The sequence below is a fragment of the Flavobacterium sp. GL_143 genome (assembly GCF_057834355.1).
In genome coordinates this window covers 461258-485666 of record NZ_CM174401.1, presented here as the reverse complement: position 1 = coordinate 485666, position 24409 = coordinate 461258, and the positions used below count along the sequence as shown (strand labels likewise).

At 32.0% G+C, this 24409-nt stretch carries 26 protein-coding genes; 16 read left to right on the top strand and 10 right to left on the bottom strand.

The window, feature by feature from the left end; all coding sequences use genetic code 11:
* The first annotated feature begins 142 nt into the window (after positions 1 to 142).
* Both AC3IPI_RS02010 and bamG read left to right on the top strand, forming a co-directional pair.
* A complete protein-coding gene (locus tag AC3IPI_RS02010) occupies positions 143 to 1468 on the top strand; it encodes a DUF4270 family protein (RefSeq protein ID WP_489156801.1) in 1326 nt (441 codons plus the stop codon).
* Positions 1469 to 2707 (top strand): BamG family beta-barrel-assembly machinery protein, encoded by a 1239-nt coding sequence (gene bamG, locus AC3IPI_RS02005; RefSeq protein WP_489156799.1) that lies wholly within the window; start codon positions 1469 to 1471, stop codon positions 2705 to 2707.
* 3 nt (positions 2708 to 2710) lie between these two features.
* Here bamG and murI read toward each other — a convergent pair whose 3' ends face one another.
* From murI to AC3IPI_RS01960, 9 genes are all read right to left on the bottom strand, one after another.
* The gene (gene murI, locus AC3IPI_RS02000) at positions 2711 to 3487 is read right to left on the bottom strand and encodes a glutamate racemase (protein ID WP_489156797.1); all 777 of its coding nucleotides are present in this window, start codon (positions 3485 to 3487) and stop codon (positions 2711 to 2713) included.
* A gap of 147 nt (positions 3488 to 3634) precedes the next feature.
* Entirely contained in the window at positions 3635 to 4132 is a 498-nt protein-coding gene (locus AC3IPI_RS01995; RefSeq protein ID WP_035617878.1) for an OmpH/Skp family outer membrane protein, read from the bottom strand.
* A gap of 19 nt (positions 4133 to 4151) precedes the next feature.
* Entirely contained in the window at positions 4152 to 5192 is a 1041-nt protein-coding gene (locus AC3IPI_RS01990) for an OmpH/Skp family outer membrane protein (protein ID WP_039114835.1), read from the bottom strand.
* A 35-nt stretch (positions 5193 to 5227) separates the two neighbouring features.
* The gene (bamA, locus tag AC3IPI_RS01985) at positions 5228 to 7957 is read right to left on the bottom strand and encodes an outer membrane protein assembly factor BamA (RefSeq protein WP_489156794.1); all 2730 of its coding nucleotides are present in this window, start codon (positions 7955 to 7957) and stop codon (positions 5228 to 5230) included.
* The gene (gene uppS / locus AC3IPI_RS01980; RefSeq protein ID WP_039118383.1) at positions 7890 to 8627 is read right to left on the bottom strand and encodes an undecaprenyl pyrophosphate synthase; all 738 of its coding nucleotides are present in this window, start codon (positions 8625 to 8627) and stop codon (positions 7890 to 7892) included. Before uppS ends, bamA begins: the two co-directional genes overlap by 68 nt.
* A gap of 5 nt (positions 8628 to 8632) precedes the next feature.
* Positions 8633 to 9316, bottom strand: coding sequence for a type IX secretion system protein PorG (porG, locus tag AC3IPI_RS01975; RefSeq protein WP_489156792.1), 684 nt, complete (start codon positions 9314 to 9316; stop codon positions 8633 to 8635).
* Positions 9317 to 9487: 171 nt separating this feature from the next.
* Positions 9488 to 10372: an NAD kinase gene (locus AC3IPI_RS01970; protein ID WP_039114827.1), complete on the bottom strand. Its 885-nt coding sequence runs from the start codon at positions 10370 to 10372 to the stop codon at positions 9488 to 9490.
* 14 nt (positions 10373 to 10386) lie between these two features.
* Positions 10387 to 10914 carry a hypothetical protein gene (locus AC3IPI_RS01965; protein ID WP_489156790.1) on the bottom strand — a complete coding sequence of 176 codons (528 nt, stop codon included), beginning with the start codon at positions 10912 to 10914 and terminating at the stop codon, positions 10387 to 10389.
* 17 nt (positions 10915 to 10931) lie between these two features.
* Positions 10932 to 11591: a CBS domain-containing protein gene (locus tag AC3IPI_RS01960; protein WP_039114823.1), complete on the bottom strand. Its 660-nt coding sequence runs from the start codon at positions 11589 to 11591 to the stop codon at positions 10932 to 10934.
* A gap of 115 nt (positions 11592 to 11706) precedes the next feature.
* On the opposite strand from AC3IPI_RS01960, the gene AC3IPI_RS01955 reads away from it, so the two are divergent.
* The 8 genes from AC3IPI_RS01955 (at position 11707) to AC3IPI_RS01920 (ending at position 19240) form a co-directional block, all read left to right on the top strand.
* Positions 11707 to 12420 carry a pyridoxine 5'-phosphate synthase gene (locus AC3IPI_RS01955; RefSeq protein WP_489156788.1) on the top strand — a complete coding sequence of 238 codons (714 nt, stop codon included), beginning with the start codon at positions 11707 to 11709 and terminating at the stop codon, positions 12418 to 12420.
* Positions 12421 to 12422: 2 nt separating this feature from the next.
* Entirely contained in the window at positions 12423 to 13187 is a 765-nt protein-coding gene (locus AC3IPI_RS01950) for an alpha/beta fold hydrolase (RefSeq protein WP_489156786.1), read from the top strand.
* A 55-nt stretch (positions 13188 to 13242) separates the two neighbouring features.
* A complete protein-coding gene (locus AC3IPI_RS01945; protein WP_086895011.1) occupies positions 13243 to 13587 on the top strand; it encodes a phage holin family protein in 345 nt (114 codons plus the stop codon).
* 119 nt (positions 13588 to 13706) lie between these two features.
* Entirely contained in the window at positions 13707 to 15032 is a 1326-nt protein-coding gene (locus tag AC3IPI_RS01940; RefSeq protein WP_039114815.1) for a trigger factor, read from the top strand.
* 172 nt (positions 15033 to 15204) lie between these two features.
* Positions 15205 to 15879: an ATP-dependent Clp endopeptidase proteolytic subunit ClpP gene (gene clpP, locus AC3IPI_RS01935; protein WP_039114814.1), complete on the top strand. Its 675-nt coding sequence runs from the start codon at positions 15205 to 15207 to the stop codon at positions 15877 to 15879.
* Between the two features lie 158 nt (positions 15880 to 16037).
* Positions 16038 to 17270, top strand: coding sequence for an ATP-dependent Clp protease ATP-binding subunit ClpX (gene clpX / locus AC3IPI_RS01930; RefSeq protein ID WP_039114812.1), 1233 nt, complete (start codon positions 16038 to 16040; stop codon positions 17268 to 17270).
* Between the two features lie 144 nt (positions 17271 to 17414).
* On the top strand, positions 17415 to 18659 hold the full coding sequence (locus AC3IPI_RS01925) for an AAA family ATPase (RefSeq protein WP_489156782.1): 1245 nt from the start codon (positions 17415 to 17417) through the stop codon (positions 18657 to 18659).
* Positions 18659 to 19240 (top strand): hypothetical protein, encoded by a 582-nt coding sequence (locus AC3IPI_RS01920; RefSeq protein ID WP_489156780.1) that lies wholly within the window; start codon positions 18659 to 18661, stop codon positions 19238 to 19240. The genes AC3IPI_RS01925 and AC3IPI_RS01920 overlap by 1 nt, the downstream gene beginning before the upstream one ends.
* 3 nt (positions 19241 to 19243) lie before the next feature.
* Here AC3IPI_RS01920 and AC3IPI_RS01915 read toward each other — a convergent pair whose 3' ends face one another.
* On the bottom strand, positions 19244 to 20209 hold the full coding sequence (locus AC3IPI_RS01915; protein WP_489156778.1) for a GlxA family transcriptional regulator: 966 nt from the start codon (positions 20207 to 20209) through the stop codon (positions 19244 to 19246).
* Positions 20210 to 20350: 141 nt separating this feature from the next.
* Here AC3IPI_RS01915 and AC3IPI_RS01910 point away from each other — a divergent pair, with 141 nt between their 5' ends.
* From AC3IPI_RS01910 to serB, 6 genes are all read left to right on the top strand, one after another.
* Complete coding sequence (locus AC3IPI_RS01910; RefSeq protein WP_086895014.1) at positions 20351 to 20758, top strand: VOC family protein; 408 nt, start codon at positions 20351 to 20353, stop codon at positions 20756 to 20758.
* A gap of 37 nt (positions 20759 to 20795) precedes the next feature.
* Complete coding sequence (locus AC3IPI_RS01905) at positions 20796 to 21200, top strand: SRPBCC family protein (RefSeq protein WP_489156776.1); 405 nt, start codon at positions 20796 to 20798, stop codon at positions 21198 to 21200.
* A 161-nt stretch (positions 21201 to 21361) separates the two neighbouring features.
* Complete coding sequence (locus tag AC3IPI_RS01900; protein WP_489156774.1) at positions 21362 to 21772, top strand: VOC family protein; 411 nt, start codon at positions 21362 to 21364, stop codon at positions 21770 to 21772.
* A gap of 6 nt (positions 21773 to 21778) precedes the next feature.
* Positions 21779 to 22219: an SRPBCC domain-containing protein gene (locus AC3IPI_RS01895; protein ID WP_489156772.1), complete on the top strand. Its 441-nt coding sequence runs from the start codon at positions 21779 to 21781 to the stop codon at positions 22217 to 22219.
* A gap of 30 nt (positions 22220 to 22249) precedes the next feature.
* Positions 22250 to 22693: a VOC family protein gene (locus tag AC3IPI_RS01890; protein ID WP_086895015.1), complete on the top strand. Its 444-nt coding sequence runs from the start codon at positions 22250 to 22252 to the stop codon at positions 22691 to 22693.
* Positions 22694 to 22962: 269 nt separating this feature from the next.
* Positions 22963 to 24195 carry a phosphoserine phosphatase SerB gene (gene serB / locus AC3IPI_RS01885; protein WP_039114802.1) on the top strand — a complete coding sequence of 411 codons (1233 nt, stop codon included), beginning with the start codon at positions 22963 to 22965 and terminating at the stop codon, positions 24193 to 24195.
* Positions 24196 to 24409: the final 214 nt, after the last annotated feature.

The following is a 24409-nucleotide window of genomic DNA, read 5'->3' as shown; positions in this document are numbered from 1 at the left end:
AAATTTTAGTGCCGAATGATGTATTTGTTAGCGCTTAGTACTTATAGATTGTTTTGTTCTATTTATAGATACAAAAGCCTAGACTGTATATGTTGTGATGTTCTCTAGAAAAGTGCATTTTATATTTGTTCAAAAAATATTTATGTACAAGTTATTGTTACCGTTGTTTCTGGGAGTTTTTATGACTTCCTGTAATTCGGATAGAGATGCCGGAGAATTTGTAGTAGGGTCGGATTATTTATCGATAGGGAATAAAGTAATTTTAATCGATACCTTGACTGTTGATATGTCTACTATCAATTTTGATTCATTGGTTACATCTAGTCAAAAAAGGATTTTGGTAGGGAACTATGTAGATCCTATTTTTGGGAAGGTAAAATCGGATAGTTACCTCCAATTAATTGCAAATAATTATAACTTAAATACAGGAGGTTCAGATACGAATTTGCCAAATTATGTATTTGATTCCATTGCAATGGTTCTGAGATATGATAACTATTTTTTTGGAGATACAACCCAAACTCAGACATTCGATATTCATCGATTAACTCAAAAAGTAAAGCCAAATAAGGAGGATAAAAATTTCTACAATAATTCGACTTTAACTTATGCTCCTGAAAGTTTGGGGATGATTTCATATAAACCCCGACCAACTGAAAAAGATTCTATTAATATAAGAATGAGTGATGTTTTTGGTTCAGAGCTCTTTCAGAAATTAAAGAAAAAGGAAGTTACCAATTTTGATGAATTTACAGAATACTTAAAAGGAATTGTTCTTACATCATCTACTGCAAATTCATCGAGTGTTATCGGGTTCAATCAAGCAACAAGTGTAGTGCGGCTTTATTACTCAATATATCAAGGGCAATCTGAAACTTCTCTAATAAAAGATTTCTCTATTCTGGATGCTTCCAAGCAGTTTAATAATATCTCATTAGATAGGACCGGTACACTTATTGAAAACTTGCCAGTTTCTTCGAGTAAATTACCAAGTTCCCAAACGGAGAATAAGGGCTTTATTCAGTCAGGAACTGGAATTGCCTGTAGAATTGATTTTCCAGGTATAAAGAAACTTAAATATATAGCCGAAAAAGGAGCAATTGTAGATGCTCAGTTAATAATAAAACCAGTTGCCAATTCCTATTCTAAGATATATCCATTGGCTGATTCATTACGTGTGTATGTAGGTGATAATTTAAACAGAATTAGTGGTACACTTAATAATTCGTCGGGTGCGGCCATGTATGCCTTATTAAATAAAGCTAGTGATGAGTTTAATGAAAATGTAGCATACAAAATTGCGATAGGAGGTTTTTTACAAAAAGAAATGTTGAAACAGTCTGATCTGAAATCCTCATTAATCATTACGCTGCCTAATATAAATAAAGCAGTTAATCGACTTGTTTTGGGAAATCAGAAATTACAAAGCAATAAAATGGAATTGAAAATTTATTACATCACTTATTAAATGAAAAATAAAATAGCGTTTGCAAGTTTACTAGTTTTAATGTCGTTGACATCGTTTTCTCAAAGTATTTCTAGTTCTCCATATTCACTTTACGGATTGGGTAGTTTGTATGATTCAGATTTTGGGTCAATTCCTTCTATTGGCTCTTCGGGAATTGCATTACCATCCAATGAATTTATTAATAATCTTAATCCAGCTTCATTAGGATTTATGTATCAAAACCATTTTTTGTTTGATGTTGGAGGTAAATTTATTGAAACTACATATCAAAATAATTCAAAATCCGAGAATCGTAATAATGCTCAGTTTTCTCATATTGCATTTGCTTTTCCACTTACACAAAAGTCGGCTTTTAGTGTAGCTCTACGGCCTTATTCGAGTGGAGCATTTAAAATTTCAAATTTAAAAATTCCGATAGAAAATAGTCAGGATAAGTATAATTTAGATGTAACAGGAACTGGAGGTTTAAATAATTTTGATTTCTCGTATGCCTACAAAATCAATAAAAAACTGTCTTTGGGGCTTTCTGCGGCTGTACTTTTTGGTAGCACTACAGATGATAGGTATTATACGGTAATGAACTCTATTACTAACATTAACAAAAAAACTAATTACAACGGGCTAAGACCAACTCTTGGAGTTCAATATCAAATAGATTCTACATTAACAATTGGCTCAACTTTTAAATCACCATCAAGAATAAAAGCTTCTAAAGTACAAAGTGTAACAATAGTTGGAGATTCGGGCACGATAACCACAGATTCTGATACGGTTTCAGACGTTGATGATTTTTATTTGCCTACAGAAATTGGAGTAGGGGTTAGCAAGGTTTTTAAAAATAATTTGACCATGTCTTTTGATTATGAAAAGAGCCTTTGGAATGACACTAAGCAATCAGAATTGTATGGGGATTTTGTAAATCAAGACCGATTTGCATTCGGGGTTTCTTATAAGAGTAAAAAGAATGCTCGTAAATACGTAGATCGTATTGGGTATGGATCGGGAATAAATTATGATACTGGTTATCTGGAAGTCGATAATCAGAGGGTTAAAAACGTGTCTTTTTCGCTTGGTTTAACGCTTCCTTTAGAGAGTAACTCTTTTTCTACTTTAAATATTTCGTACTCTTACGGACAAAAAGGAAAAATTGGCGATGGGCTTATAAAAGAGAATTACCATAAAATATCTCTCAATTTATCATTGGATGGTTTATGGTTTGTTAAGAGAAAAATTGATTAATAGTTAAAAATATTTCTCTTCAACTTTATATTTATTCTCTAGTATATCCGATAAAACTTTTGGATTACCATTGGTATAAAATATAGGTTCATCTACAGGGCCATTATTAAATCCTGTTTTTTCGCGTAATATATTTTGCGTTTGTTTTGCAACAGCTTCTCCTGAATCTATAATATGAATGTGTTCGGGTAATATTTTTTTTATCTGAGGTATTAAATATGGATAATGGCTACATCCTAATACCAAATAATCAATATTAGCCTCAATCATTGGTCTGAGGTAAGATTCAAGAAGTTGAGCCATCTCAGGAGAATTTAAATCTCCATTTTCAATTAATTGTACTAAACCATGACCTACTTGTTCAATAATTTTGGTGTCTTGATACATTTCGGTTGCTTTGTTAAAAAGCTCACTGTTTAAAGTACCTTGAGTAGCCAGGATTCCAATAGTTTGCGTTTTTGAATTTGTCGCAGCTGGTTTTATAGCAGGCTCTATTCCTATAAATGGAACAGTGTATTGTTCTCTTAATTCTTTAATAGCATTTGTAGTTGCTGTATTGCATGCAACAACAATTAGTTTACAACCCATATCTAGTAAAAAATCTACATTTTTTTTACTTAAGTCCACTATTTCCTGTTTAGTCTTTTGACCATAAGGAGCATTTTTAGTATCTGCTAAATAGATTGTCTTTTCGTTAGGGAGTAACTGATGAATTGCAGTCCAAATAGAAGTGCCACCAATGCCTGAATCGAAAACGCCTATGGGATTATTGTTTGTCATAAAAACAAAGTTAAGTATTTTTTGGAATCAAAAAAAAGCCTTTAACTAGGATTTTTGAGTGGAATAAAATTAATTTTTATGTATAAAAAAAAACTGCTCGAACCATTTTATTGGCGAGCAGTTTTTTATTTTTTATAAGACAGTTTTTTAGAAACCTAAGTCTTTTTTTACATCAGCAGTTACGTTTGGACCGTCAGCTAACAAAAGAGTAGAACCATCTAAAACATATTGGTATCCTTTTGCTTTTCCAACTTTTTGGATAGAAGCTCTCACTTTTTCCATTAATGGTTTAACGATATCAGATTCTTTTTGTTGTAATTCTTTTTGAGCGTTATCTCTAAAGTCTACAATTCTTTTTTGCATGTCTTGAACTTCTTTAGAACGTTCTCCGTTAACTGCATCAGTAACTGTAGCTGATTCAGCTTCGTATTTTTTTAATTTTGCTTGGTATTCTTCTACCATTTTTTTGTAATCTGCATCATATGTACCGCTTAATTTCTCAAGTTGTTTTTGTGCGTCTATCATTGCTGGCATTTTAGACATAATTTCGCTTACATCAACGTGAGCTACTTTTGCTTGAGCATTCATTTGGTTTGCTCCTAAAACTAGTATTGCAGCAATTAGTAAAGTTTTGATTTGTTTCATCATCATTTTAAAATATTAATTAATTATTGGTCGTATTTCCTTGTTTTTCTTTGTCCTCTTTAGCCTTTTGCTCTCTTGCTTTTTTGGCAGCTTCTCTTTCTTCTAAAATCTTATTTCTTCTTTCTTCTAAAGCTTTTTTGCGTTCGTCATACAGTTTTTGTCTGTCATCAACCATTTTCTGTTTGTCTTCGGCTAATCTTTGTTTGTCTTTAGCTTCATCAGTTGCAGCTGTTTTTGCAGCTTCTGTTGTAGGAGTCGCAGTTGTTGAAACACCTTCTTTTTTTACTGTTTCAGAAACCGTGCCATTTTTTTTAGCTTCTCTTGCGTCTCTAATTGCTTTCTTATTCTCTTCGTATACTCTTATTTTTTCTTCCTGAGCTGCTTTCCTGTCTTCCAGTATTTTATCTCTTGCAGCTTTTCTTTCATCTAAGACTTTTTGTCTTTCTTGTAAAGCTGGACTTTCATCGATTGCAGCTTCTTTATTCTCTTTCGCTTCTTCTATAGCGAGTTGTTTTTTCGTAAGTTGTTCTCTTTTGTCCGTTCTGGTAATAACTCGTAAAACCTGATCGCTAACATCGTATCGCTTTGCTGCAAAAAGCATCGTTAAATCAGATGATCTATCAAAGATAAAATCATATTTTTTAGCTTCAGCAATATCTTGAACAGCAGTAAAAACTTGATCTTGTATTGGTTTTGCCAACGACGATTTTTGTCTAATTAAATCACCATTAACACCAAATCGTTGTTGTTGATAATTTAACATTTCAGTTTCAAGAAACTTAATCTCTGTTTCTCTTTCGTCAATTAGCTCATTCGTTAATAAAGCTTTTTCGGCTTTTAAAGCGTCTTTAAGTTTATTGATATCTAATTTCTTAGTCTCAATTTCTTGCTTCCACTTTTCTGCTTTTTGCTCTAGTTGTGTTTGAGCCTCTTTATAGTCAGGGACATTTTGTAAAATATACTCCATGTCGATGTACCCTATTTTTGTCGATTTGGTTTGTGCCTGACTTGTAATTCCTACAATCAGGGCCAAAAATATAAATAAAAATTGTTTTCTCATAACATTAATTTATTTGAAATTTTTAACCAATACGATTAAAATTGTTGTCCAATAATAAAGTGTGTACGTAAACCGCTTGGTTTTGTTTGTCCTGGCAATGCATCAAATCCGTAACCAAAGTCAATTCCTAATAATCCAAATGCAGGCATAAATACACGTAAACCAGCACCAGCAGAACGACTTAAGTCAAAAGGATTATAATCTTTAAATGTTGGATAAGATGAACCTGCTTCAGCAAATGTAAGCACGTAAATCGAAGCCGATTGTTTTAATGTAATTGGGTAACGCAATTCTAATGAGAATTTGTTGTAAATCGTTGCTCCAATTTGTTCTCCATTACTATTTACTGGCGTTAATGAGTTATTTTCATATCCTCTTAATGCTATTGTTTCTCTACCATCCATAGAGTAATTAGCCATACCATCACCTCCTAAATAAAATCTTTCAAAAGGAACTACACCTCTAGCTTGGTCATAAGCTCCTAAGAAACCAAATTCAGTTAGCGTTCGCAGTACTAATTTACCATAAATTTTCGTGTACCAATCAGCTTTGAACTTAATTTTGTAGTATTCTAGCCAATTAAATTTCTTTTGATCCACTTTTCCTTGGTCTGTAGCGGCAAGAGTATAGTCGCTAACCTTGTTTCCGTTTGCATCAATATAGTCACCTATTTGTACAATGTTTCCATTTGCATCAGGAACATTTGATCTATCAACAGTATTTTGTAATTTGTATTCTTTCTCATTTCCTAAGTTAGCATAGTCAATTCCGTTGAATAAAGAATAAGGCGGAGTTACTTTTGCCGAAATACTAAATTCAGAACCGTATGTTGGGAATATTGGGTTAACCCCTTTATTACTTCTTGTTAGTCCAATAGTATATGCTAAGTTTCTTGATGTTCCGTTACCGAAAGTAAATAATCCAGTGTTGTAATTATGTAAATCATAATGTTGGTAACTTACCGATTGTGATAGTACAAAGAAATCATCTGGGACAGATAATCTTTTGGCTTTACCAACAGATAACGTCAAGATGTTAAAACTCTTGCTCTTATCTACTTTTTGTGTAACATAGTTATTTAAAAACTGTGTACTGTAAGATATCGATGTGCTAAATTGTACTGGTTTTTTTCCTCCAAACCAAGGCTCAGAAAACGATACACTATAAGTCTGGAAATAAGTACTTCCTTGTAAACGAAGGGCTACTTTTTGTCCATCACCCATTGGTAGTGGTTTGTAAGCGCTTTTGTTAAATAAATTTCTAGCAGAGAAGTTGTTGAATGAAAGTCCTAAGGTTCCAATAAAACCTCCACCACCGTAACCTCCTTGAAGTTCTATCTGGCTAGATCCTTTTTCTACAAGATGATATTCAATGTCTACAGTTCCTGCAGCAGCATCAACATTTTTGAATTTTGGGTCGATTGCTTCTGGATCAAAGAATCCTAATTGTCCAATCTCACGAATAGTTCTTACTAATAAGTCTTTGCTGTATTTTTCACCTGGCTTAGTTCTTAGTTCACGGTAAATTACTTTATCGTTTGTTTTGTCGTTACCTACAACTGAGATTTTATTAAAATATGCAATTGGACCTTCAGTAACTCTAATTTCAAAATCAATAGTGTCATTTACGGTTTTTACCTCTACAGCATTAATGTTAGAAAATAAATACCCATTGTTTTGGTATAAATTGGTGATGTCTTCTGCATCAGGTTTCGTCTTATCGGCAATCCTTTTTTCTAAAAGTACGCCATTATAAGTTTCTCCTTTTTTAATACCTAAATAACGATTTAATTGTTGGTCAGAGTAAACGGTATTTCCTAAGAATTTGATATCACCAAAGTAGTATTTGTTACCTTCTTCAATATCTACTTTTATCGCTAATGTGTTTTTCTTTTTATCGTACGTAATAGAGTCATGCAATATCCTTGCATCTCTATATCCTTTTTCTTTGTAGTTAGCGATAACTTTATCTAAATCAGCTTTGTATTTGTCTTTAATGAATTTTGAAGCTTTAAAAATACGGATAGGATTTTTTTGCTTGGTGTCTTTCATTGCACCGCGTAAAGACGCATCAGATAATGCTTTATTGCCTTCAAATTCGATTTTGCTAATTTTTACCTTATCACCTTTATCTACACGAACAAGCATGTTCACTTGGTTTGTTGAGGTTGTATCGGCAGTAGTAGTAATAGTTACTTTTGTATTAAAGTAACCTTCTTTTTTGTATTTATTTTCAATATAATTCTTGGTTGTCGTAATTAAATTTTCGTTTACAATTTTGTTTTTTGTTAAACTGTTGTCTTTAATTAATGCTTCGACTTTACCTTTCTTAATACCAACAAATTTTACTTCGTTTAATTTAGGAAGCTCTACAATGTCTAAGTCTAGGTATATGCTATCGTTTTCTATCCTATTTACATAGAATGAAATTTCATCGAAAAGACCAAGCTTTCCCAGCTTTTTGATGGCTCCACTTATTTCTTCTCCAGGAACTGTTATTTCCTGTCCTTTCTGTAGGCCAGAAAAGGTAACAACTGTTTGTTCATTGAAACTTATTTTACCAATTACAGATACGTCGGCAAGAATATATTTTTTCCCTTGGTCAAAAGGAATTCTTTCTTGCGCTTTTATTTGTGAAAAACTACCAAAAACCAATAGGGTAAGTACTATTTTTATTCTTTTTTGTAACACTAAAAAATCATTTAATTTGTTCACTTGTTTTTCCAAATCTACGTTCTCTTTTTTGATAACTAATGATAGCCTCATATAAATCCTTTTCTTTAAAGTCTGGCCATAAGACATTAGTAAAATATAATTCTGCATAGGCAATTTGCCACAACAAAAAGTTACTTATTCTATGTTCTCCACTTGTTCGTATTAATAAATCTACATCTGGTAAATTTTGCGTGTAAAGATGCTCATTTATAATTGAATCGTCAATAGTGTCTATTGAAATTATATTATTTTTAACTTTATTACTGATGATTCTAACAGCGTTTACAAGTTCTTCTCTAGAACCGTAACTCAAAGCTAATGTGAGCGTAAGCCTTGTGTTGTTTTTTGTTTTATCAATAACATCCAAAAGTTCTTTTTGAGCAGATTGAGGTAACTTTTCTAAGTTTCCAATTGCATTAAGTTTGATGTTGTTTTTTTGTAATGTGCCAAGTTCTTTCTTTAATGAGTTTATAAGTATCTTCATTAAAGTTTCGATTTCTAACTTAGGTCTGTTCCAGTTTTCTGTAGAAAAGGCGTATAATGTTAAATATTCGATTCCTAGCTTGGCGCAAGATTCAATGGTTTCTTTTACTGATTTTGTTCCGTTTTCATGACCAAAAGCTCTTAGGAAACCTTGTTGTTTTGCCCAGCGTCCATTTCCATCCATAATAATGGCTAAATGTCGTGGTAAGTTTGTTTTATCTAATGTGTCTAAATTCATTTTTTTTAATAAGGGCAATAGCAAGGTTTGTTTCCAAAGGTATACGTTAAAGTTACTCCCGAGAAAACATACCAGTCATTATTATTTAAGTTTCCAAAACGTAATGATTTTAAATTATCATTATCTGGATTACTACCATCAAGGTTGTCTGTAAAGGTATATCGCGCTCCAAGCTCTAATCCTAAGATAAAATTAGTGGTTAAATTTGTTTTTACACCTAATATCATAGGAATTGCAAATGAACCTGAATTCTTTTCTTTTTCTGTTTCCCCCGATTGAATGTATAACTGTTCGTATCTAAAATAGTTAATTCCTGAAAACACATACGGAGTAACCTTTCTTTTGGAATCATGTAAATTGAAGTCAAAAAAATTGAATTCAAGTCCCGCAGAAAGTTCTCGGATTGTGTTATCAAAACGATATCCTCTTTGTTTTCGACCACCTTCTTTTGAATCTGAATCATTTCCAGTGATTGTTGATTGTGTGTACGAAAAGCGATATGCATGTCTCGGACTTTGATTCCATCGGTACAATACGCCAAAGGCAAGCTTTTCTGGCGCAATATACGTCGTGCTTCCCACATCTCCAACATAGTTACTACCTCCTAAAAAAACACCTACCTCATGTATCTGAGCGTTCATGCTTACAAAGGAGAAGAAACATAACAATAAATTAAAAATTTTGTTCATTTAATTAAAAATTGCGTGCAAATATAATAATTATCAATACGAATCAATGCTGATTAAGTTAAATCTGTCTTTTTTTGAATTAAAGATGAAATATCTCAACAATTACTGGATATTCGATACTTGCAAAACGAGAAAAAAACTACAAAAGTATGTCGTATGTTTAAAAAGAACTTAATTTCTTTTGTCTTCGCCCCAAAGTAGTTTGTTACGTAAGGTCTTCAAAAAGGTTTCTCCTGGGATTTCGACCATATTTATTTTAAAATCTGTTTTCTTTATTGTTAGAATAGATTCGTTTTTAACCGATGCTATTCTTGAATCTAAAGATATAAGATAATGATCCTCTCTTCCTGATACTCGAAGTTTAATTTCGGTATTATCTGGAATTATAAGCGGTCTGGCTGTTAAATTATGAGGTGCAATAGGCGTAATTACAAGACTGTTTACATCAGGAGTTAATATCGGGCCACCACAACTTAGTGAATATCCTGTTGAACCTGTTGGTGTTGATATAATTAATCCGTCTGCCCAATAAGAATTTAAGTATTCACCATTTAAATAAGTGTCTACTGTTATCATCGAAGTAGTGTCTTTTCTGCTTACTGTTACTTCATTCATTGCAAAATTAAGTTCTTCGATAGCTTCATTTCTTGGCTCAGTTGTTAAACTTAATAAAGTTCTTTCGGATACAGTGTATTTTTTGTCGATTACAAATTGCATAAATGCAGCTATGTTTTCTTTTTGTACAGTAGCTAGAAATCCTAATCGTCCTGCATTAATTCCTAAAATAGGAACTCCAGAATTACGAATTAAGGTTGCTGCTCTTAAAATAGTTCCATCACCACCAATGCTTATAAGCATTTCAAAACTACTGTCTAATTCTGTATGAGATGAAAAAGTTTTGTATTCTTTTTCGATTATCTTTTTTTCGTGAAGCATCTTCAGGAAATTGGCTTCGATAATCATTTCGACATTATTAGAAGTAAAAAAAACAAATATGTCTTTAATAATTGGGTCTGTACTATTTAGATAGTATTGTCCGTAGATAGCTACTTTCATTTGTTGCGTGGTCTTTATTGTCTTATCGTAAACGATTTTAGGTCTAATTTCTTTGTGCAAATTTCTATTAAGTGATCTTGATTAGGGTCTAAATAAAAATTTAAATTATTGTAGACTAAGATATAGCTGTCAATCGCATAGTCAAAACCTCCATGAGATAAATCATCAATTAATTCGTAATCCGGTTTTCCGTGATACTTAATTATATTTTCTCGATTAAAATTAATTATTGGCTCAATGTATTTTTTTGTTAATGTAAAATTCGAAATTTTTTGATCTTTAACACTGCAAGAAAGTCCGCCAGCAAAATGTATGTATCCGTTTAGTGTTTTGAATTTTTCTAATCTTTCTTTAAATGTAAGATTTGAATTTTCAAAATTATAACCTTCAATGCTAGGGTCATTAATGTAAATTTCGATGATTTCAAAAATGTCAATAGTACTGTAATGATTTCCTAGTTTTATAAAGTCAATTTCTAATTCTTCAACCGAAATTTCATTTTGCACTAGTTTTGTTAGTTGGCTATTGTCAAATGCTATCATCCCGCTTTTTTCTATAGCTATATATTAAGGTACTTGTCTAAATAATCAGAGCGTTCCTTTAAATTATTGATATATGTGTCTTCTTGGTGTTCTGATATAATTTCGTAATTGTATCTTCGGAAGGTTTGAATAATTTCATTCATCGCTCCTAAGCTAATTTTAATGGTTATCTGAACACTATCTGCACTAGCATCAGAAACAAATATACCTAAAAGCCTGCCGTTGTTACTTTCTACAATTTGAGTAATCTCACTCATAGAGTAATCCAGAAGTCCTTTTTTTACAATTATAATTCCTCCTGGTTCTTTTAAAAAAGGGGTTTCGTGAAAAAACTTAATGATATCGGTTATTTCATAAAAACCAAGATAGGTGTTGTTTTCGTCTAAAACAGGAATTAAATTGGTGTGGTTTTTAGCAAAAACTTCCAATACATCTAGCCAGATCATATTACTTCGAGCAAAAAAATGTTCGAGAGTATATTTATAATCAATTACTTTCTTGTCGCTATCAAAGGTTTCAATATCGTCGGATGCAATACTACCAATGTAAACACCATCTTCCAGAACTGGAAAATGAGAGAAACTCAAATCGGCAAAGAAATCCTGAACCGAAGCTATGGTTTCCTGGCTATTGATTGCTCTAAAGTCATTGGTAATATAATTTGTAATGTCTGTCATAAATTAATCAGCAATATTTGATGCAAAATAATCAAAAAATAGCAAAAACTCCTAAGTTTTACTTTGTATTTTTGTCGTAACAAATATAGTGTTACTAGAATTAATATCCATTTATATGACAAAGTTAAGTGTAAATATCAATAAAATTGCAACGTTGCGTAATGCGCGAGGAGGAAATGTACCTGATTTATTAAAAGTTGCTACCGATATTCAGAAGTTTGGAGGAGAAGGAATCACAATACATCCTCGTCCAGATGAACGCCATATCCGTTATCAGGATGCACGTGATTTAAAAGCGATTGTATATACCGAATATAATATTGAAGGGAATCCTCAACATAATTTTATCGATTTGGTTTTAGAATGTAAGCCAACACAGGTAACATTAGTTCCTGATGCTATTGGAGCAATTACATCTTCTGCAGGTTGGGATACTATAAAAAATCAATCATATTTAACAGAGGTTATTCAGGAATTTCAGCGTAACGGAATCAGAACGTCGATTTTTGTTGATCCAGTTTTAGAAATTATTGAAGGTGCTAAGAAAACAGGAACGGATAGAATTGAATTATATACCGAAGCTTTTGCACATCAATACAGTTTAGGGAATAACAATGGAATAGATCCATATGTTGCTGCTGCAAAACTGGCAAACGAACTTAATTTAGGGATTAATGCAGGCCATGATTTAAGTTTGGATAATATTGAGTTTTTTAAACAAAACATCCCAGGTTTATTAGAAGTTTCTATTGGACATGCTTTGATTTCTGAAGCTATTTATCTTGGTTTAGATAATGTAGTTAATATGTACTTGCGTAAATTGAAGTAATTATGTTATACTCAAAAATAGAAGGCGAAGGCAAGCCATTATTGATTCTTCATGGATTTTTAGGGATGTCTGATAATTGGAAAACGTTAGGGACACAATTTGCTGCCGATGGTTTTCAGGTTCATATTTTAGATTTACGTAACCACGGGCGCAGTTTTCATTCGGATGTATTTACTTATGAGGCGATGGTGCAAGATGTTTTAGAATATTGTGAAGCCAATAATTTAGATAAAGTCGATATCATTGGACATTCGATGGGAGGTAAAACGGCTATGTTCTTTGCAGGAACACATCCTGAAAAAGTAAATAAATTAATTGTTGCCGATATTGCTCCTAAATATTATCCCCAGCATCATCAGGATATTTTGGCGGGATTAAATGCAGTCGATTTTTCGGTAAAACCAAGTCGTAATGATGTCGAAGCTATTTTGGCAGAGTATATTTCTGATTTTGGAACAAGACAATTCTTAATGAAAAATTTGTATTGGCTTGAGCCAGGACAATTGGCATTTCGATTTAATTTGCCAGTTTTTAATACAAACTTAGAAGCTATTGGTAAAGAATTAGATGTTAATTTAGTTTTTAATAATCCTACATTGTTTATTAGAGGAGGAGTTTCGAGATATATTTTAGATTCGGATTTTGAGAATATCAAACAGCATTTTCCAAATTCTAACATCGAGACAATTCCTAACGTTGGACATTGGCTACATGCCGAAAATCCTAAGATGTTTTACGAACTATCCACTGAGTTTTTGAAGAAATAATTATTCTTTTGATAAAAATTTTATTACTTTTAAATGAATTTTAAAACGAAAAAATATGAAATTACTACTCAGAATATTGATTACCGCAGGTTTAGTATTACTAATTGCTCATTTTATGCCAGGCGTTCACGTAGCTAGTTTTACTATTGCTTTAATTGTTGCTGTGGTATTAGGATTGCTTAACGTTTTTATAAAACCACTGTTGGTATTGTTCACATTACCAGTTACTTTACTTACGTTTGGGTTGTTTTTATTAGTTATCAATGCGCTGATTATTTTGCTGTGTACTAAAATTGTTGGCGGGTTTACAGTCGACTCATTTTGGACAGCATTAATTTTTAGTATCGTACTATCTATACTACAGTCGATTACATATAAAGTGTTAGGAGAGGATAAATAAATGAGTAATAAGAAAGTGTATTAAAAAGCACTTCTTATCAATATATTAAAAAGCTTGGTTGGGTTGCAAAAATTTTATAATTTTGCAACCCAATTTTATTATGTAAATTAAAGAAGAAGATGGATATTAAAAGAGTCGCAATAAACGCAGTAAATGAGACAATTGTATTGAACGTTGTTCATATGGATTACAAAGGTCAAGTAGCAAAAAGAATAAACGAAAAAATGCCATTGGCAACTGTAAAAGGTTTTAGAAAAGGTCAGGTACCAAAAGACCTTGTTGAAAAACAATACGGGAAATCTATTAAACAAGAAGAAGTTAAAAAAGTAGTTGATTTGGCTTTGGAGCGTTATATTCAATCTGAAAGATTAAATCTTCTTGGAACTCCACTTGCTAAAGAAAATGAAAATTTTGATTGGGATGCTGAAGAATTAGTATTCGAATACGAAATTGGTTTAGTACCAAACTTTGAAATTAATCTTGAAGCTAAAAATGATATCGTAAAATATATCGTTACTGCAGATGATAAATTAATTGATGGTCAAGTTGAGCGTATCCAAAAACAATTTGGAAAAGCAATTCCTCAAGATGTAGTTGTAGCAGATTCTGATATTACAGGAACTTTTACAAACGAAGAAAAAGGAATCAACAATACTACAACAATCTCACTTTCTATCTTTAAAGACAAAAAAACTGCTGATAAATTCATCGGGAAAAAAGTTGGAGATGTTGTAACTGTAAACACTAAAGGTTTATTTGAAGACGATCACCAATTAATGGATTACTTAAAAGTAAGTCATGATGATGTTCATGGTCTAGAAGTAGATGTTAACTTTACTATCGAAGCTATCAACGGTGCAGAATTGGCAGAATTAAACCAAGAATTGTTTGATAAACTTTTTGGTGAAGGTAAAGTAGCTTCATTAGAAGATTTGAAAGCAAAAATTAAAGAAGATGCAGAGCTTCAATTTGCACAACAAGCAGATCAAAAATTATTATTAGATGTTCAGGATTTCTTAATCGAGAGCACTAAATTTGAATTGCCAGCTGAATTCCTTAAAAAATGGTTGCAAACTGTAGGTGAGAAAAAATTATCTCCAGAAGAAGCAGAAGTTGAATACACAAGATCAGAAAAAGGATTGCGTTTTCAATTAATTGAAGGAAAAGCAATGGCCCAAAGTAATATCCAAATTACATTTGAAGACTTGAAAGCATTTACAACAAACGCTATCAAACAACAAATGGCTCAATTTGGACAAACAAATCCAACTGACGAAGAAGTTCAGGCAATTGTAGCAAGAGTATTATCAAACCAAGAAGAAGTAAAAAGACTTTCTGAGCAAGTTGTTGCAGAGAAGTTATTGGTATTGTTTAAAGAAAAAGCAAACCCAACAACTAAAGAAGTAACTTATGAAGAATTTATTGCAGCTTCTTACGGAGAATAATTTCTAAAAAAAATAAGTATATTTGAGCGTCAAAAGAATATTTTTCTTTGACGCTCTCTTTTTTTAGATTTCAAATTTAAAATAAGACATATTGGCATTGTTTATAAAGAGGTATGACCTTTGATGAAATAAAATATACAATATAGTAACGTACAACTTAGAACAAATAAATATGAACTACGGTAAAGAATTTAAGAAATTTGCTACAAAGCACCAAGGAGTGAATGCTATGTATTACGATAAAATCGTAAGTGCAATGAATCCAACTAATATGACTCCATATATTATTGAAGAACGTCAGTTGAATATTTCACAGTTAGACGTTTTTTCAAGATTAATGATGGATAGAATCATTTTCCTGGGAACAGGAATTGATGATCAAATTGCAAATATCGTTCAGGCACAATTGTTATTTTTAGAAAGTGCAGATGCGTCTAAAGATATTCAGATTTACTTAAACTCTCCAGGAGGAAGCGTTTATGCAGGATTAGGAATTTATGACACAATGCAATACATCAAGCCAGATGTAGCTACAATTTGTACAGGAATGGCTGCTTCTATGGGAGCTGTTTTATTGTGTGCAGGAGCAGCAGGAAAACGTTCGGCTTTACCACATTCAAGAGTAATGATTCACCAACCATCAGGAGGAGCTCAAGGAGTTGCTACAGATATGGAAATCAATTTACGTGAAATGTTGAAATTGAAAGATGAATTATACAACATCATTTCTCAGCATTCAGGGCAAACTTTTGATAAAGTACATAAAGATAGCGAGCGCGATTACTGGATGATTGCTGATGAAGCTAAAGAGTACGGAATGATTGATGAAGTTTTGAGAAGAGGATAAATTTTTAAGGTTCAAAGTTGCAAAGGCACTAAGTTACAAAGTGCATTGTTTTGTGAATTTGAAGATGAAAATTTAGGTTAAATAAAATCAGTTTACAGTTTTACAGTCGCAGTTTTCAAAACTGAGAACTGAGAACTGATACTGAAAACTAAATATAGATGGCAAAAGTAGTATTAGAGTGTTCGTTTTGTGGGAGAAAAAAGCCAGAGACCAATTTATTAATTGCTGGTATTAATGCACATATTTGTGATAAGTGTATCGAACAAGCACACGGAATTGTTTTAGAAGAATTAAAATCAAGCGGAAGCGCTAAACTAGTTGGTGATTTAATATTAAAGAAACCAAAAGAAATTAGAGCATTCTTAGATCAATATGTAATAGGTCAGGATCAAACCAAAAAAGTAATGTCTGTTGCGGTTTACAATCACTACAAACGTTTAATGCAACAACAGTTGGATGACGAAGTAGAGATAGAAAAAAGTAATATCATTATGGTTGGTCAAACAGGAACAGGAAAAACATTAGTAGCGAAAACCATTGCAAAAATGTTAGACGTTCCTTTGGCAATTGTTGATGCTACCGTTTTAACCGAAGCAGGATATGTTGGAGAAGACGTAGAGAGTATTTTGACACGTTTGCTTCAAGCTGCCGATTATGATGTGGCCAAAGCCGAAAGAGGAATCGTTTTTATTGATGAAATAGATAAAATTGCTCGTAAGAGCGATAATCCATCAATAACACGTGATGTTTCGGGCGAAGGAGTTCAACAAGCATTATTGAAACTTTTAGAAGGAACAGTTGTAAACGTACCACCAAAAGGAGGACGTAAGCACCCAGACCAGAAATTTGTTGAGGTAAACACACAAAACATTTTGTTTATAGCTGGAGGAGCTTTTGATGGAGTAGAACGTATTATTTCAAAACGTTTAAACCGTCAGGCAGTTGGTTATAGTACATCAAAAAATGTGGATAATATCGACAAAGACAATTTATTGCAATACATCATTCCAAAAGATATAAAAGACTTTGGATTGATTCCTGAAATCATTGGTCGTTTACCAGTTTTAACGCATATGGATCCTTTAGATAGAGAAACATTGCGTGCAATTCTTACTCAGCCTAAAAATGCATTAATTAAACAATATCAAAAATTGTTTTTAATGGATGAGGTAGAGTTTACAATTACCGATGAAGCTTTAGATTTTATTGTTGATAAAGCTTTAGAGTATAAATTAGGAGCACGTGGATTGCGTTCGTTATGCGAAGCAATCTTAACCGATGCGATGTATGATTTACCAAGTTCAGATGTTAAAACATTAGAAATTGATCAAGATTACGCTAAAGAAACATTGAATAAAAATTTATTGAAACGATTAGAAATCGCTTCGTAAATCTTGAAATATTTTTGACGAAGTTAAAACCTTTGTCAAAGATTCATTTTAACCTGCTCCTTTATTTGAGCAGGTTTTTTATTTTATGTGAAGTGTAGAAATTTAAAGCTAAAAAAACTAATTTAGCTAAAAATATATTTTACAATGAAAGTATCAAGATTAGAGATAAATAATTTTCGTCATTTAGAAGATCTTACATTTGATTTTACTTATCAATCAGGTCCTAAAAAAGGACAATCTTTAGATAGAATTTGTTTTATTGGACAAAGTGCTACAGGAAAAACTTCTTTATTAGAGTTGATTAAAATGTATGTAATTAAGACAAATGAAATTAAAACTGAAGGCAATCTTATTTTGGAATTTGATAAAAAAGAAATAAGAATTAATTTAGGAAATGTAGAGGATGATACAACAAAGGATCAAACATTAATAGATGCTATTGTAAATAGAAAAATGTATTACTTTTCTTCAGATCAATTATCTCCAAATAATTTTGAGAATATAAGTAAAGATTCGAATCAAATAAAAACGGAACTTGAAAATTTAAAAATTAACTATGCTGACTATAGAAAAATTGAACAAGAGGAAGTTAAAACATTATTAAAGGCAACGATTTTAGAGTTTAATTATCAAACAAATAGTATGATTTGGAGATATATTCTTGATGAAATATCAGTTTTTAGGGCTAAATTAACTCAAAAAGGTTCAGATTTAATAAATAAAGGTCTTCATCAAGATTTTTCGAGATTAGGAAAGGAAATGGAAAAATGGAAAAAAGAAAATCCAAATCCTCTAACTAATTTATCTGAAAAATGTTTAAATCCTATTTTAAAAAAATTAAACCTTGAAGTTGATCTGGCAGATACCTCTTCACTTATTCCATTGAAACCTATAAATTCAGATGTAGCAATACCTTCTAATGCTTTGAGTACAGGAACTAAACAATTGATGCTTAATTCATTACCGTTATATAGGCTAAGCACGGAAAAGTCTATGGTAATCATTGATGAACCTGAAAGATCTTTGTTTCCAGATGTTCAAATGGAATTAATTCCGTTTTATCAGAGTTTAGCTCCAAATGCACAATTCATAGTTGCTACACATTCTCCTTTTATAGCTGCTTCTTTTGAACCTGAAGAAAGATTTATTTTATATTTTGATAAAAAAGGAAAAGTACAAGTTCGTAACGGAGTTTCTCCTATTGGAGATGATCCGAATGATATTCTAAAAAATGATTTTGGATTAGAGCATTTAATGAATGCTTCCGGAATAAAAGCTTATAAGGATTATTTAAATCTCAAGCAAAAAATGGCTTCTGAAGATGATGAAAAAAAGAAGAAAGAATTATTGAAAGAAGTTGTTTCATTGGGAGATAAATATAAGTTTTAATGAAAAGAGTTTTAAAATTAGATGATTCTAAAATTACTGAGGAGGGATTAAAATATATTTTAAAAGGGAATAATTCTAAAATAAGTGATTATTTGTTTGAAGAGCAAAAGGGATTTTGTGCTTATACTGAAACTTTTTTAGGACGATCTGATAAACAAGAAATCGATCATTTTGATCCAACCTTAAAAGGAAAAGATGAAGATGGATACCATAATTGGTTTTTAATTAAAGCCCAATGGAATTCTGAAAAATCTAACAAATGGATTAACTATCAACCTATTTTACATCCTGCTTCGGATGACTTTGATAAAAGGATTATATATTCCAATGGAGATTATTTAGTATCTGATTCTAGTGATTATGAAGCTAAAAATTTAGTCGCCTTATTGAAATTAGATAACCCAGATTTAGCAATTGAAAGAAAACGTTATATTAATAGAAAGCGTGATGAAATTAAAATTTTCGGATGTTCGGAAAATGAATATTTCAAGATTCTTATAGGTCAGGATTTAAACTCTATACGTTTTATAAGAGCTATATATGAAGAGTTTGGTATAGATGTTTTAGAGATGATAGATTAATTTTTATCTCACTCTAAACTTCTCCCGATATTCTATCGGTTTCATTCCGACCATTTTATAAAATACTTTTCTAAAAGATTTAGGGTCATTATAGCCAGTTTTTTCGATAATCTCCGATATAGAAAGCTGTGTTTGCTCGAGATACTTCTTCGAACTTTCTACACGAATGTTCTGCAAATACTCTATAGGAGGAATTCCAACTACTTGTTTAAATCTTCGAGTCATATTACGGTTACTAGTTGGGATATCTTTAGTGACCTCTTCCAGTTTTTCTATTGTACTGTATTCGTTTTCTATCTTATGCTGTAATTGGGCAACAAGAGTATCATTGTGTAAATGATTAGGTCTAAAAGTGCTAAAATAACTTTGTTTGTGGCGGTTTAAATCAATAGCAAATATCTTGGCAATTTGTACAGCAACTTCATTTCCGCAATATTTCTGAACCAAAAGAATCAGTAAATGAAAAGACGAAGTAGATCCGCCACTAGTATAAAGAGTTCCATCGGCGGTTAATGTTTCCTCAGGTTTTAAATTTACTAAAGGAAAGGATTGATTAAAAGCACTACAAGCATCAACATGAGTTGTTGCCAGCTTTTCATCTAATAATCCCGAAGCACCAAGCAAGAAAGCACCAGTACAGAAACTAGCTATTTCTGCTCCAAGCAAATGTTGTTTTTTTAGCCAAGGAATAAAATGGCTGTTTTTTGCAATCATTCCCTTCATATCATCTGTGGTAAATGCAGGAATTAAAATCAATCCAAGTTTTTCTTCGGAAGATTGGATAGAATTAACTTTATAATTAAATAATTTTTCTTGCTCCATTTGTTCAGATGATTGAAAAACGAATATTTCAAACGGTTTTTCACCTTCAGGATGCAATTTATTAGCAGTTTCAAAAACTTCAAGAATAGCTGCAATACTCAATAATTTATAGTCATGCGGAACGATTAACCCAACTTTTTTGCTCATTATTTCTCTTTTTTAATGAAAATGACTTATACAAAAATAGTTTTTTTGTCTTAAATGACCCCAAAAATGACTTTTATTGTGGTCTAAAGGCTAGACGATTACTTTAAATTTGCTTTAAATAATTTGTAAATTTATATAAAAATGAAAACAGAAATTTTTTTAAATCTTCCAGTAAAAGATTTAAATCGCAGTATGGCTTTTTTTACAGCATTAGGTTTTACATTCAATTTAAATTTCACAGATGATAAAGCAGCTTGTTTAGAAATCGGAGAAAATATATTTGCAATGCTTTTGACAGAAGAGTTTTTTAAAACTTTTACTAAAAAACAAATTTGTAATACAGCAACAACAACCGAAATCTTAATGGCGTTATCTGTTGATAGCCGGGAAAAAGTAGATGAAATAATTACAGCAGTAGTAAAAGCTGGCGGAACCGAATATATGGAAGCCAAAGATTACGGTTGGATGTATCAAAAAGCTTTTTTAGATATAGACGGACACCATTGGGAAATATTTTTCATGGATGAAAGTCAAGCACCAAAAAAATAAAAATCAATTTATAAAGTATAATTTAAATCAATTGAATATGATAACAGTTCAAAGTACAGTAAAAGCTCCAATAGCAAAAGTTTGGGAAATATGGACAACACCAAAACATATACAGGAATGGAATAATGCTTCCCCAGATTGGCATACACCATATGCCGAAAATGATTTAAAAGCAGGAGGTAAATTTAAATCGACAATGGCAGCCAGAGACGGAAGTATGAGTTTTGATTTTGAAGGAGAATATACCTTGGTAAAAGAAAATGAAGCTATTAAATACGCAATGGCCGATGGAAGAAAGGTCGAAATTAGTTTTAATGAAACACCAAACGGAGTAGAAGTAATAGAAAGTTTTGATCCTGAAACACAAAATCCAGAAAACTTCCAACAACAAGGATGGCAAGCAATTTTAGATAATTTCAAAAGTTATGTAGAGAGTAATTAAGGAAGGGGCAAAGGAGCAAAGGTTCAAAGAGACAGAGGTTTCTCTCAAATATGAATAAAAAAACTTTGAGACTTAACGCTTTTGCAGCAAATATATAAGCATAGCTTAAATGAGCTTACCTTACTTATATGGTTTAAAAATAATAACTTAAAATATTAAAAATGACAAGACAAATATGGCTTAATCTGCCAGTAAAAGATGTAGCAAAATCGAAAGCCTTTTTCTCAAAAATTGGATTTTCATTTAATGAAGAACACGACACACCAAACTCAACTTGCATGCTTGTTGGCGATGGTAAATTTGTAATAATGCTTTTTGAAGAGAATATGTTTACAGATTTCTCTCAAAATAAATTAACAGATACAAAAACAAGTTCAGAGGTTTTAATTTCTATAGATGCCGAAAGTAAAGAAGAAGTAGATGCACTTGCTCAAAAAGTTCAGGAAGCTGGAGGAAATGTTTTTGCAGCTCCTGCAGAAAGTCGTGATTGGATGTATGGTTGTGCTTTTGCAGATTTAGATGGACACCGTTGGAATTCTTTATTTATGGATTTTAGCAAAATACCAAAATAAAATCTCATGGAAACTTTAGAGTTTGCAATTAGAATTAAAGCTCCAGTCGAAAAAATCTGGTCAGTTTTATGGGATGACGAAACCTACAAAAAATGGACAAGTGTTTTTTGCGAAGGTTCACACACTATAAGTGATTGGAATGAAGGCGATAAAATACATTTCATGTCGCCTAACGGAGAAGGAATGTATAGTGTTATCGAAACTAAAATTCCAAATGAATATATGGCTTTTAAGCATTTGGGTGAAATAAAAGACTTTAAAGAATTACCCATCGATGAAGCAACAAAAAAGTGGAGTGGAGCAATGGAAACCTATCGATTGACCGAAGAAGATGGTTTTACAGTTCTCGAAGCTAAAGTTGATACGCTCGAGAAATATATAGATTATTTTAAAGAAGTTTTTCCGAAAGGATTAGAAATGGTAAAAGAATTATCAGAAGAAAAATAATAAAAACACTAACAATAAAAATAAAATATCATGGCAGCAGTAAATCCCTATTTAATATTTAATGGAAATTGCGAAGAAGCATTTCTATTTTATAAATCAGTTTTTGGAGGTGAATTTGCATATATTGGAAAATTCAAAGATATGCCTGCAGACGAGAATTGTTCTCAAGTATCAAAAGATAGTGAAGAAGCAGAAAAAATTATGCACGTTAGTTTACCAATCGGACAAACCATTTTAATGGGAAGCGATAGTACCGAACAATCAGGAAAGGTGACTTTTGGAGGGAATTTTTCGGTTTCAATTAATGTCGAAAGTGCACAAGAAGGTGACAGAATCTTTAACGGACTCTCAGCAGGAGGAAATCCATTTATGCCAATGGGTAAAACTTTTTGGGGAGCTTATTTCGGAATGTTTACCGATAAATTTGGAGTAAACTGGATGGTGAATTTTGATGAAAATATGCCAAGTAGCTAAATTAAATTATTACCTCGAGGTAATTAATTCAGGAGATTATTTAGAATAATTTTAGAACAAGACTTGCTTGTTTTTTCAGTTGTTCTAAATAATCTTTTTTTATTAAAAGTTACTTCTATATAAGTTATTTTAAGCATTAGAACAGAACATTAAATTATTTAAATAAATCATATCGATTTGTGTTTTTTCTTTACAAGAAAACAAAGCATATTCTTTTTTATCAACAATAGATTGCCGATTTTTGTCACTTCTAAATCAATAAAGATAAAATGACAACAGAAGATAAAGAGATTATTTTATTAAAAGTTTCAGGTCATGATAAACCAGGAGTTACAGCAGGATTAACAGCAGTGTTGGCAACTTATGATGCCGTTATTCTAGATATAGGTCAAGCCGATATTCATGACACACTTTCTCTGGGGATTTTGTTCGAAATCCAAGCTGGTTCAACTTCAGGACCAGTTCTAAAAGATTTGTTGTTTAAAGCTTATGAATTAGAAGTTAAGGTAAAGTTTATCCCAATCTCTATCGAAGATTATGAAAAGTGGGTAAAAACACAATCTAAGCAACGTTATATTGTTAATATTCTAGGAGAGGAATTAGCTGCTTCGCAGTTGGCAGCAGTAGCTAAATTATTATCCGATCAAAATTTAAATATAGTTTCTATAATAAGATTAACTGGTAGAACATCAGTAGTCGAAAAAGAAGAATATCCTCGCTCATGCATACAATTATCACTAACGGGAGATGTTGTAGATAAGATTGCCATGACGGCAAGTTTCATGGAAATTTCCAGAACCTTAAATGTAGATATCTCATTTCAGGAAGACAATATTTATAGAAGAAACCGACGTTTAGTTTGTTTCGATATGGATTCAACATTAATCCAAACTGAAGTAATTGACGAATTGGCAGAGCTTAATGGAGTAGGAGAGCAAGTAAGAGCAATTACAGAATCGGCTATGAATGGCGAGATAGATTTTAACGAAAGCTTTAAGCAACGCATGGCATTGTTAGAAGGTTTGAGTGAAGACGTTTTACAATCCGTTGCCGAAAAATTACCAATCACCAAAGGAGCACATCGCTTAATGAAAGCCCTAAAATATTACGGATATAAAACTGCTATATTATCAGGGGGATTCACCTATTTTGGAGATTATTTACAAAAAGAATTAGGTATCGATTATGTTCATGCCAACCGATTAGAGATTAAAGACGGTAAATTAACTGGTAAATATTTAGGCGAAATTGTAGATGGCCAAAAGAAAGCAGAATATTTAAGAGCCATCGCCGAAAAAGAAGGAATCCACATTAATCAAACCATAGCAGTAGGAGATGGAGCAAACGATTTACCAATGCTAAACTTAGCAGGTCTAGGAATCGCCTTTCATGCAAAACCAACAGTAAAAGAAAGTGCATCAACCTCTATTTCCAGCCTAGGACTCGATGGAGTTTTGTACCTATTAGGATACCATGACCGCTATATCGATATGATTGTTTAGATTATTACAATAATGTCATCCTGAGCGGAGTCGAAGGCTTATGAGTAGGAATGGGCTTCGACTCCGCTCTGCCTGACAAAAAAACAAACCTTAGTTTTAATTTAAGCTGAGGTTTTTTTATGGGCATGTCCCGCAGAAAAAGCGGGTCGGGCTATACATTCCACCCGAGCGAAGCGAATTGACGAAGTAATCTTTTTATTTTTTAAAGAAAAAA

What these genes read in the sequence shown, in the direction of transcription:
- AC3IPI_RS01995 (WP_035617878.1), bottom strand. Translation starts at nt 4,132, where the DNA reads ATGAAACAAATCAAAACTTTACTAATTGCTGCAATACTAGTTTTAGGA.
- AC3IPI_RS01925 (WP_489156782.1), top strand. Translation starts at nt 17,415, where the DNA reads ATGAAAGTATCAAGATTAGAGATAAATAATTTTCGTCATTTAGAAGAT.
- clpX (WP_039114812.1), top strand. Translation starts at nt 16,038, where the DNA reads ATGGCAAAAGTAGTATTAGAGTGTTCGTTTTGTGGGAGAAAAAAGCCA.
- AC3IPI_RS01895 (WP_489156772.1), top strand. Translation starts at nt 21,779, where the DNA reads ATGGAAACTTTAGAGTTTGCAATTAGAATTAAAGCTCCAGTCGAAAAA.
- AC3IPI_RS01955 (WP_489156788.1), top strand. Translation starts at nt 11,707, where the DNA reads ATGACAAAGTTAAGTGTAAATATCAATAAAATTGCAACGTTGCGTAAT.
- uppS (WP_039118383.1), bottom strand. Translation starts at nt 8,627, where the DNA reads ATGAATTTAGACACATTAGATAAAACAAACTTACCACGACATTTAGCC.
- AC3IPI_RS01970 (WP_039114827.1), bottom strand. Translation starts at nt 10,372, where the DNA reads ATGAAAGTAGCTATCTACGGACAATACTATCTAAATAGTACAGACCCA.
- porG (WP_489156792.1), bottom strand. Translation starts at nt 9,316, where the DNA reads ATGAACAAAATTTTTAATTTATTGTTATGTTTCTTCTCCTTTGTAAGC.
- AC3IPI_RS01905 (WP_489156776.1), top strand. Translation starts at nt 20,796, where the DNA reads ATGATAACAGTTCAAAGTACAGTAAAAGCTCCAATAGCAAAAGTTTGG.
- serB (WP_039114802.1), top strand. Translation starts at nt 22,963, where the DNA reads ATGACAACAGAAGATAAAGAGATTATTTTATTAAAAGTTTCAGGTCAT.
- AC3IPI_RS01915 (WP_489156778.1), bottom strand. Translation starts at nt 20,209, where the DNA reads ATGAGCAAAAAAGTTGGGTTAATCGTTCCGCATGACTATAAATTATTG.
- AC3IPI_RS01940 (WP_039114815.1), top strand. Translation starts at nt 13,707, where the DNA reads ATGGATATTAAAAGAGTCGCAATAAACGCAGTAAATGAGACAATTGTA.
- murI (WP_489156797.1), bottom strand. Translation starts at nt 3,487, where the DNA reads ATGACAAACAATAATCCCATAGGCGTTTTCGATTCAGGCATTGGTGGC.
- clpP (WP_039114814.1), top strand. Translation starts at nt 15,205, where the DNA reads ATGAACTACGGTAAAGAATTTAAGAAATTTGCTACAAAGCACCAAGGA.
- AC3IPI_RS01920 (WP_489156780.1), top strand. Translation starts at nt 18,659, where the DNA reads ATGAAAAGAGTTTTAAAATTAGATGATTCTAAAATTACTGAGGAGGGA.
- AC3IPI_RS01890 (WP_086895015.1), top strand. Translation starts at nt 22,250, where the DNA reads ATGGCAGCAGTAAATCCCTATTTAATATTTAATGGAAATTGCGAAGAA.
- AC3IPI_RS01990 (WP_039114835.1), bottom strand. Translation starts at nt 5,192, where the DNA reads ATGAGAAAACAATTTTTATTTATATTTTTGGCCCTGATTGTAGGAATT.
- AC3IPI_RS01900 (WP_489156774.1), top strand. Translation starts at nt 21,362, where the DNA reads ATGACAAGACAAATATGGCTTAATCTGCCAGTAAAAGATGTAGCAAAA.
- bamA (WP_489156794.1), bottom strand. Translation starts at nt 7,957, where the DNA reads ATGAGGCTATCATTAGTTATCAAAAAAGAGAACGTAGATTTGGAAAAA.
- AC3IPI_RS01965 (WP_489156790.1), bottom strand. Translation starts at nt 10,914, where the DNA reads ATGATAGCATTTGACAATAGCCAACTAACAAAACTAGTGCAAAATGAA.
- AC3IPI_RS01950 (WP_489156786.1), top strand. Translation starts at nt 12,423, where the DNA reads ATGTTATACTCAAAAATAGAAGGCGAAGGCAAGCCATTATTGATTCTT.
- bamG (WP_489156799.1), top strand. Translation starts at nt 1,469, where the DNA reads ATGAAAAATAAAATAGCGTTTGCAAGTTTACTAGTTTTAATGTCGTTG.
- AC3IPI_RS01960 (WP_039114823.1), bottom strand. Translation starts at nt 11,591, where the DNA reads ATGACAGACATTACAAATTATATTACCAATGACTTTAGAGCAATCAAT.
- AC3IPI_RS01910 (WP_086895014.1), top strand. Translation starts at nt 20,351, where the DNA reads ATGAAAACAGAAATTTTTTTAAATCTTCCAGTAAAAGATTTAAATCGC.
- AC3IPI_RS02010 (WP_489156801.1), top strand. Translation starts at nt 143, where the DNA reads ATGTACAAGTTATTGTTACCGTTGTTTCTGGGAGTTTTTATGACTTCC.
- AC3IPI_RS01945 (WP_086895011.1), top strand. Translation starts at nt 13,243, where the DNA reads ATGAAATTACTACTCAGAATATTGATTACCGCAGGTTTAGTATTACTA.